Below are 8,074 nucleotides of genomic sequence, written 5' to 3'. Positions count from 1 at the left end.
CGAAGAACCTCGCCGCCTACGGTCGATGGCACGCCGCCCGAGAAAACGGAGCCACGAGTTACCTCAACGTCCTCACGACGCTGCTCGCCTCAGCTCCACGCGCCAACACGGTTTGCTGACACCGCCCCGCGCGAGGTATTCCGTACGCGGCTGAAGTCGGACGCCGGCCTTGCCGAACGTTGGGCACAAAACCTGGCGCGCACGGTTCAGGCGGCGCGTCTCAGGGCCGAAATCCGTTCGCTGCCACGCGTGGCCGACCGCCTCGACGCGTGGCTTGCCGACGGTCAAAGCCTGCCGGAAAGGGGCCGCTGGCAGGAGGTGGCCGCGGAACTCGGCATCACCCGTGAGGCGCTCTACCGCGATTTGGCGCGGCGCCGAGCCGGGAAGACGAAAACCTGATCATTGTCGGGATCTGATGGCCAAGAGCAATCGGTCTCATGGCAACACCGCCATCGCTACGCGCTATTCGGCCAGCGCACCTATTGGATACGCCTCCTGCATGTTCGGTCTCTGTTTCGCTCGATAGCGATGGAAACAAGGCGCGCAGTTTTGGCGGCGTTGAGAGTCAGACCATTGTAAAGGCGAGGAAATTTCCGACCGAACCGAAATCGGAGCGGTTCGCCCGACCAGAGACGAGAGGCCATTCAGAGACGGAAATCGCCGCGGCCCCGCGTCTCAGCAGTTCGCACTCATCGGGCAAACCCCTTTGAAAACAGAAGAAAATTCGCCGCGGACGGGCGGCCTGAACAGGTTCGAAAGGGTGATAGTGGCGGAGGGAGAGGGATTCGAACCCTCGGTAGGGTTGCCCCTACAACGGTTTTCGAGACCGCCCCGTTCGACCACTCCGGCACCCCTCCGCGCTCCCCGTGGCCGGGGTGGCGGTTGCATAATGGGGCAGGCCGGCGGGTGCAACCCCTGCCGCGCAGCGGCCGCGCTGCACCGGACAGGCGGAGACGGAGGGTCGCGCCAGCACCCTTGGAAAACACTCGCCGCACGCTTAATCGGAGAGAAACCGCAGGAGATGTCATGACCAGCGCCCGCACGCTCGCAGCCCTCGTCGTCGCCGTTGCCGCCGGCGTCGCGCACTTCGCCGCCGGGCCGCTTGCGGCCCAGACCGGTCAGCCGACGCCGGACGGGAGCGGCGCCGTGACGGTCGAGCAGGTCGCCCCCCTCGCCGAGGCGCTGGGGATCGACGAGCTCATGCCCATCATGCGCGACGAGGGGCTGGATTACGGCGCCGACCTTGCGCGCGACATGTTCCCGGGCCGGGGCGGCGCCCGCTGGACCGCGCAGGTGGCGCGCATCTACGACACCGACCGGATGCGCCGCGAGATGCAGCGGGGGATGGCCGCGCGGCTGGAGCCGGGCACGATCGACGCGCTGCTGCAGTTCTTCGAGAGCGATCTGGGCCGGCGCATCGTGGGGCTGGAGCTGTCGGCCCGGCGTGCGCTGCTCGATCCGGGCGTCGAGGAGGCGTCGGAAGAGGCCGCCGCCGAGCTCGAGGCTTCGGGCGATCCGCGATTCGACCTGTTGCGGTCGTTCGTCGAGGCCAACGATCTCGTCGAGATGAACGTGGTCGGCGCGCTCAACTCCAACTGGGCCTTCTACCAGGGTCTCGATGCGGGCGGCGCCTTCGACGGGCAGCTCACCGAGGAGCAGATGCTGGCCGATGTCTGGGCCCAGGAGGAGCAGATCCGCGCCGAGACGCGCGACTGGGTCTACGCCTATCTCGGCATGGCCTATCAGCCGCTCTCCGACGACGAACTGGCCGCTTATACAGCGCTGTCGGAGACGCCGGAGGGCGAAGCGTTGAACGCGGCGCTCTTCGCCGCCTTCGACGAGATGTTCACCCGCATCAGCCGCGAGCTCGGGCTGGCGGCGGCCACCTTCATGGCGGGCGAGGATATCTGACACCCTGTCTGCCGAACCGGGACGGCGCGGCGCACAGGTCGTCTGGCAGCCGCGACGGTCACCGAGTGCACGGGCACGGTCGCGGGCCTCGCCCACAAGCCACGCCACGTTCCACGGCTCGCCGGGCTCGCTCGCGCCGGTGTCGCTGCCGGGCGCGCTCGGCCTGCCGGTCGCGGGCATGGGGATGGTGGCCGCCCCGCGGCGCCCGTCGCGCCGGGCGCCGGACGCCCCGGCCGCCTGACCCCGCTGGCGACGCTTTGCGTGACACGGCCCACGCGGCATGTTCAGCCCTCAGGCTTCCGATCGCAGACGCCACTCGCGGCCTGCGCCGCGGGGGCCTCCGTCAGGTCACGGCGGCGCGGGCGCGGAATTCGGGCCGGTCCCACGCGCCGCTCGCCATCACCTCGGCCAGCACCGCCACGGCGCGGTCGATGTCCGCCTCCGACAGGTAGAGCGGCGTGATGCCGAAGCGCATGATGTCGGGCGCGCGGAAATCGCCCACCACCCCGCCCGCGATGGCCGCCTGCATCGCGGCATAGCCCTCTTCGAAGCGGAACGAGACCTGGCTGCCCCGGCACGCGGGGTCTCGGGGGGAGACGAGCGCCAGCTGCGGGCAGGCGGCCTCGACCCCGGCGAGGAACCGCTCGGACAGGGCGATGGAGCGCGCGCGCAGTTCGGCCATGTCGACCCGTTCCCACACGTCGAGCGCGGCCTCGAGCGCGGCCATCTGCAGGGCGGGCGGCGTGCCCACGCGCATCCGCGCGACGCCGGGCGCGGCGCGATAGCCCGGCTCGAAGGCGAAGGGCGCGGCATGGCCGAGCCAGCCCTGCAGGGTCGCCTCCGCCCTTTCGGCGTGGCGCGGCGCGACGTATACGAAGGCGGGCGCGCCCGGTCCGCCGTTGAGGAACTTGTAGGTGCAGCCGGCGGCGAAATCGGCCCCCGCCCCGGCAAGATCCACCTCGATCGCGCCGGCGGAATGGGCGAGATCCCAGACCGTCAGCGCGCCGGCGGCATGGGCGCGGGCGGTCAGCCCGGCCATGTCGTGCAGGCGGCCGGTGCGATAGTCGACCTCGGTGAGCATCAGCACGGCGATATCATCGCCGATGCGCGCCTCCACCTCCTCGGGGGCGACCGTGACCAGCTCGTGCCCGCGCCCCAGCGCGCGCAGGAGGCCCTCGGCCATGTAGAGATCGGTGGGGAAGTTGCCGGTATCCGACAGCACCACCCTGCGACCTTCCGGGGCCAGGGCGAGCGCCGCGGCGAGCGCCTGGTAGACCTTGACCGAGAGCGTGTCGCCCACCGTGACGTGGCCGGGCTCGGCGCCGATCAGCCGGCCGATCCGGTCGCCCAGCCGGTCGGGCTGCGCCATCCAGCCCGCCCGGTTCCAGCCGCCGATCAGCATCTCGCCCCACTCGGCCTCCACCGCCTGCGCGACCCGCCCCGCCGCGGCCCGGGGCAGCGGGCCCAGCGAATTGCCGTCGAGATAGGTGACGCCCTCGGGCAGGTGGAACTGCGCGCGCGTCCAGTCGAAGTCGGTCTGCATCCCTGTCTCCTCTCGCGCGATCACGCCTTGCCGCCGAAGAGCCGCGCCCGCGCCTCGGCGGCGAGCGCCCGGCCCGCCTCGGTGCCATGGTGGGGCGCGTGGTCGAGGCCGGCCACCGCCTGCGCCTGCGCTTCTGGCAGGCGGGGCAGGGTGGCGGCGTTGACCTCGAGACTCTCCACCGCCACCCCCTCGGCGAAGAGCATCTCGTGGCGGTCGAGCGCAAGGCTCACGTAGTCGACGAAGCCGCCGCGCCGCAGCGTCACCGTCTCGCCGTCGACGAGATCGCCCGCCCGCACCAGCAGTTCGGGGGTCTCGGTCAGCCGGTCGGGCCCGCGCTGATAGACGAGCAGCCGCTGGTGCTGGCTCAGGATGAGGTCGCCGGCGTTGCCCAGCGTGCCGGCCGGGATCACGACGGGCGCGTGAGCGCCGAGCGCGCGCTCGGTGCGCGGGAGCACCGCGCGCACGGGCCGCTTGCCGCCGTCGCGGGTGAGCACGAGGTCGCCGGGGGCGAGCCGCTCCACCTCGACCATGCGCCCGTCGGCGGCGGTGATGCGCGTGCCGGCGGCGAAGGCGAAGGGCACGACCTCGGCCAGCCGCACTTCCTCTGCCGTGCCCATCCTCGCGCCGGCGAGAACGTAGTCGAGGCCGGCCTCCACCGGGCCGAGCGGGAACAGCAGGGCCTCGGCCTCCCCGTCGGGTGGCTGCGCCTCGATCAGGATCACGTCCAGCGAATGTCCGTCGGGCGCGAGGAAGGTGAGCCGCGCGGCCAGGCGCAGGGCGGCGCCGGGTGGGCCGGCCGCGCTCCCCTCGGCCACGGCATGCGCCGCGCCCGGGCAGAGCACCGGCACGCCGCCCGAGGCCCCCGCCGCCACCCCCGCATCGGCGATGGCGAGGTCGAGCGGCTCCGCCCCGGCATCGAGACGATAGACGTCACCCGGGCAGAGCGGCTCGGCCGTGGCCACGGCGTCGCCCTGGTTGACGCCGGCCACCGCCCGCATCGCCGTGCCCGGCAGCACCCGGCAGGTATAGCTCGGCTGTCGCGTCGTCGGCTCGCCCGTCATCGGCCCTTCCCGTGCCTCCCCGTTTCCCGGGGTGTCCCCGTGCCTTCGCGTCGCCCTCCGATAGCCGCCGCGGGGGCGCGGGGCAACGGGAAGGCGGCTCCCGCGGGCGCGGAGCGGCCACGCGCCTTCCCGCCCGGGCGCCCCGGTGCTAAGGCGCACGGCGAACGCAACAGGGAGAGCACGCACATGGATCTCGGAATCGCCGGCAGGAAGGCGCTCGTCTGCGCCTCGTCCAAGGGGCTGGGGCGCGGCTGCGCCGAGGCGCTCGCCGCCGCAGGCGTCGATCTGGTGATGAACGCCCGCGGGGCCGAGGCGCTGACGGAGACCGCCGAGGCGATCCGCGCCGCCCACGGCGTGACCGTCACGACCGTCGCCGCAGACATCACCGCCGAGGACGGCCGCGCCGAGGTGCTGGCGGCCGCCGGCGACGTCGACATCCTCGTGACCAATGCCGGCGGGCCGCCGCCGGGCGTCTGGTCCGACTGGGGGCGCGAGGATTTCATCAAGGCGCTCGACGCCAACATGCTGACGCCCATCGCCCTGATGACCGAGCTGCTGCCGAAGATGATCGACAGGCGCTGGGGCCGGGTCGTCAACATCACCTCGCAGTCGGTCAAGGCGCCGATCCCTGCACTCGGCCTGTCCAACGCCGCGCGCACGGGGCTCACGGGCTACGTGGCCGGCACGGCAAGGCAGGTCGCGCAGCACGGGGTGACGATCAACAACCTGCTGCCGGGCATCCACGCCACCGACCGTGCCGTGTCGCTCGACGGCGGCGTTGCCGAGCGCGAGGGCATCACGATCGACGAGGCACGGGCGAAGCGCGAGGCCACGATCCCCGTGCGCCGCTACGGCACGGCGGAAGAGTTCGGCGCCGCCTGCGCCTTCCTCTGCTCGGTCCATGCGGGCTTCATCGTGGCGCAGAACATCCTCGCCGACGGCGGCGCGACCAACGCCACGATCTGAGCGGACCGCGCCCGCAATCGGCCCGGCGCCGTGACCGCTCCCGGCAGGGCCGTGCGGGGCGTCACCTGGCGACCTCGCCCACACGGCCCTTCCGGCCGCTGCCCCATCATCTTGGCGCAAATACTCCGGGGGTGCGGGGGCTGGCCCCCGCTCCCGCCCTTGCCGCCCGCGCGCGGGCAGGGCATGAGCGCAGGCATGGCCAAGGCTCCCCCCGCCTATCGGTGCACGGAATGCGGCGCCCGCCAGACCAAGTGGTCCGGCCGCTGCGACGCGTGCGGCGCGTGGAACAGCATCACCGAGGAGGCGCCGCTCTCGCAGGGGCCGGGCAAGGCGCGGCTGGGGCCGGCCCGCGGGCGCACCGTGCCGCTCGCCTCTCTGGCCGAGGCCGAGGCGCCGCCCGCGCGCGCGACCTCTGGCCTGTCGGAGCTCGACCGCGTGCTCGGCGGCGGGCTGGTGCAGGCCTCCGCCACGCTCGTGGGCGGCGACCCCGGCATCGGCAAGTCGACGCTTCTGCTGCAGGGCGCGGCCCGCTTCGCCGCCTCGGGCCTGTCGACGATCTACGTCTCGGGCGAGGAGGCGGCCGCGCAGGTGCGGCTGCGCGCCGCCCGCCTCGGGCTGGCCGAGGCGCCCGTCGCGCTCGCGGCCGAGACCAATCTCCGCGACATCCTGACGACGCTCGACGCCGAACGGCCCGACCTCGTGGTGATCGACTCGATCCAGACGATGTGGCTCGATTCGGTCGAGGCCGCGCCCGGCTCGGTCAGCCAGGTGCGCGCCGTCGCCCACGAGCTTACCCAGTTCGCCAAGCGGCGGGGGACGGCGGTGATCCTGGTGGGCCACGTCACCAAGGAGGGGCAGATCGCCGGCCCGCGCACCGTCGAGCACATGGTCGACACGGTGCTCTACTTCGAGGGCGAGCGCGGCCACCCCTTCCGCCTGCTGCGCGCGGTGAAGAACCGGTTCGGGCCGGCCGACGAGATCGGCGTGTTCGAGATGACGGGGCAGGGACTGGCCGAGGTGCTCAACCCCTCGGCGCTGTTCCTGTCGGACCGCGAGGCACGCGCGCCGGGCGCGGCCGTCTTCGCCGGCATCGAGGGCACGCGCCCGGTGCTGGTGGAGATCCAGGCGCTGGTGGCGCCCACGCCCCAGGCGCAGCCCCGCCGCACGGTCGTGGGCTGGGACGGGGGGCGGCTCGCCATGATCCTCGCCGTTCTCGAGGCGCGCGCCGCGATCCCCTTCGCCGGGCTCGATGTCTATCTCAACGTGGCGGGGGGCCTGCGCATCACCGAGCCTGCGGCCGATCTGGCGGTGGCGGCAGCGCTTCTTTCCGCAAGGGAAGATGCAGCCCTGCCACAGGACATGGTGATTTTCGGCGAGATCAGCCTGTCGGGGGCGCTTCGCCCCGTGTCGCAGGCCGAAAACAGGTTGAAAGAGGCCGCCAAACTTGGTTTCTCGCAAGCGGCGCTGCCGGCGCGCGCCGCCGGAGCTCTCTCGGGCGGCGGGGCGGGGCCGGCGCCGGGGGGAATGAGCGTCCGCGGGATGGCCGATCTCACGGCCTTCGTGGGCGAGATGTTCGGCGCCGGTTGAGGCGCCGCGACGGGTCCCTGCCGTTTCGTGGAGACCCTTGGGCAGTTCGGGGCGCGGCCACGCCAGCGGGCGGGCGGTGCGGGGGCAGGAAGGCGAGAGGCATGGAAGGCTTCACTCTGGTCGACGCGGGCGTCGCCGTCGTCATCGTGGTCTCGGCGATCCTGGCCTATGCGCGCGGCTTCGTACGCGAGGCGCTGGCCATCGCGGGCTGGGTCGCGGCGGCGGTGCTCGCCTACATGTTCGCGCCCCGGGCCGAGCCTCTGGTGGCCGAGATCCCGGTCGTGTCGGACTTTCTCGAGAATTGCGCGGCCTCGACCATCGCGGCGTTCGCCGGCGTGTTCGCGGTGGTTCTGATCGTGTTCGCCCTGTTCACGCCGCTCTTCTCTTCGATCGTGCAGCGCTCGGCGCTCAACGCGATCGACCAGGGGCTGGGCTTCCTCTTCGGGGCGCTCAGGGGGATGCTGCTCGTGGTGATCGCGCTGATCATCTACGATTTCGTGGCCGGCACCGAGGGCCTTGCGATCGTGGAGCAGAGCCGCTCGGCCCAGGTCTTCGCCTCGCTGCAGGACCAGATCTCGGGCGAGATCGCCGACCAGGAGCAGGCGCTCAACTGGCTGACCGAGCGCTTCGAGAGCCTGATCGCCCGCGCCTGCGGCACGGGCAGGCTCGAGACCGGCACGACGCCGCCCACCGAGGGCTGAGCAGGATCGCCCGGGGGCGCTCCCGCCTCCGCGCGGCGCGTGCGCGCCTTGCTCCGTTGGGCCCGGCGCCCGCGCGCGCGGGCGCAGCGACCGTGGCGCGGCCCCGCACCCCGCGACCGCAGCCCTGGTGGACAGCCCGACAGCCCCTCGCGCGCCGTGCGGAGCGGGGCAGACCCCCAGAAAGCCGCCCTCGCGGGCGGCGGCAAGCGTGATCCGCCCGGCCCCTCGGGGCAAGCGGGCGGTGCAATCGGTGGGGCGCCCGTCCTGCGGGCCGGTCGATGACCGGTCGAGGCCGGCGCGGCGCC

At 72.9% G+C, this 8,074-nt stretch carries 7 protein-coding genes and 1 tRNA gene; 5 read left to right on the top strand and 3 right to left on the bottom strand.

The window, feature by feature from the left end; translation table 11 throughout:
• The coding region (locus tag DLJ49_RS22470; protein ID WP_233489021.1) for a cyclic nucleotide-binding domain-containing protein at positions 1-399 on the top strand (399 nt) is incomplete at its 5' end.
• A gap of 368 nt (positions 400-767) precedes the next feature.
• Here DLJ49_RS22470 and DLJ49_RS13870 read toward each other — a convergent pair.
• Positions 768-857: transfer RNA gene (locus DLJ49_RS13870), tRNA-Ser, on the bottom strand.
• Positions 858-1,026: 169 nt separating this feature from the next.
• Here DLJ49_RS13870 and DLJ49_RS13865 point away from each other — a divergent pair.
• Positions 1,027-1,911: a DUF2059 domain-containing protein gene (locus DLJ49_RS13865; RefSeq protein WP_115394151.1), complete on the top strand. Its 885-nt coding sequence runs from the start codon at positions 1,027-1,029 to the stop codon at positions 1,909-1,911.
• 343 nt (positions 1,912-2,254) lie between these two features.
• Here the strand turns inward: DLJ49_RS13865 and kynU are convergent, their stop codons facing one another.
• Both kynU and DLJ49_RS13855 read right to left on the bottom strand, forming a co-directional pair.
• Entirely contained in the window at positions 2,255-3,454 is a 1,200-nt protein-coding gene (gene kynU, locus DLJ49_RS13860) for a kynureninase (RefSeq protein WP_115394150.1), read from the bottom strand.
• A gap of 20 nt (positions 3,455-3,474) precedes the next feature.
• The gene (locus DLJ49_RS13855; protein ID WP_115394149.1) at positions 3,475-4,515 is read right to left on the bottom strand and encodes a Hint domain-containing protein; all 1,041 of its coding nucleotides are present in this window, start codon (positions 4,513-4,515) and stop codon (positions 3,475-3,477) included.
• A 186-nt stretch (positions 4,516-4,701) separates the two neighbouring features.
• On the opposite strand from DLJ49_RS13855, the gene DLJ49_RS13850 reads away from it, so the two are divergent.
• The 3 genes from DLJ49_RS13850 to DLJ49_RS13840 all read left to right on the top strand — a co-directional run bounded on the left by DLJ49_RS13850 (position 4,702) and on the right by DLJ49_RS13840 (position 7,769).
• Entirely contained in the window at positions 4,702-5,481 is a 780-nt protein-coding gene (locus DLJ49_RS13850) for an SDR family oxidoreductase (RefSeq protein WP_115394148.1), read from the top strand.
• Positions 5,482-5,676: 195 nt separating this feature from the next.
• Positions 5,677-7,068: a DNA repair protein RadA gene (gene radA, locus DLJ49_RS13845; protein WP_115394147.1), complete on the top strand. Its 1,392-nt coding sequence runs from the start codon at positions 5,677-5,679 to the stop codon at positions 7,066-7,068.
• Positions 7,069-7,169: 101 nt separating this feature from the next.
• The gene (locus DLJ49_RS13840; protein WP_115394146.1) at positions 7,170-7,769 is read left to right on the top strand and encodes a CvpA family protein; all 600 of its coding nucleotides are present in this window, start codon (positions 7,170-7,172) and stop codon (positions 7,767-7,769) included.
• The last annotated feature ends 305 nt before the right edge of the window (positions 7,770-8,074 follow it).

The organism is Rhodovulum sp. 12E13 (assembly GCF_003340565.1).
Classification (GTDB): domain Bacteria; phylum Pseudomonadota; class Alphaproteobacteria; order Rhodobacterales; family Rhodobacteraceae; genus HLUCCA09.
The sequence above is the reverse complement of the archived record's forward strand: the minus strand, read 5'-3'. Positions and strand labels throughout refer to the sequence as shown.

Coding starts and splice junctions, on each gene's coding strand:
- DLJ49_RS13865 (WP_115394151.1), top strand. CDS start 1,027: ATGACCAGCGCCCGCACGCTCGCAGCCCTCGTCGTCGCCGTTGCCGCC.
- kynU (WP_115394150.1), bottom strand. CDS start 3,454: ATGCAGACCGACTTCGACTGGACGCGCGCGCAGTTCCACCTGCCCGAG.
- DLJ49_RS13855 (WP_115394149.1), bottom strand. CDS start 4,515: ATGACGGGCGAGCCGACGACGCGACAGCCGAGCTATACCTGCCGGGTG.
- DLJ49_RS13850 (WP_115394148.1), top strand. CDS start 4,702: ATGGATCTCGGAATCGCCGGCAGGAAGGCGCTCGTCTGCGCCTCGTCC.
- radA (WP_115394147.1), top strand. CDS start 5,677: ATGGCCAAGGCTCCCCCCGCCTATCGGTGCACGGAATGCGGCGCCCGC.
- DLJ49_RS13840 (WP_115394146.1), top strand. CDS start 7,170: ATGGAAGGCTTCACTCTGGTCGACGCGGGCGTCGCCGTCGTCATCGTG.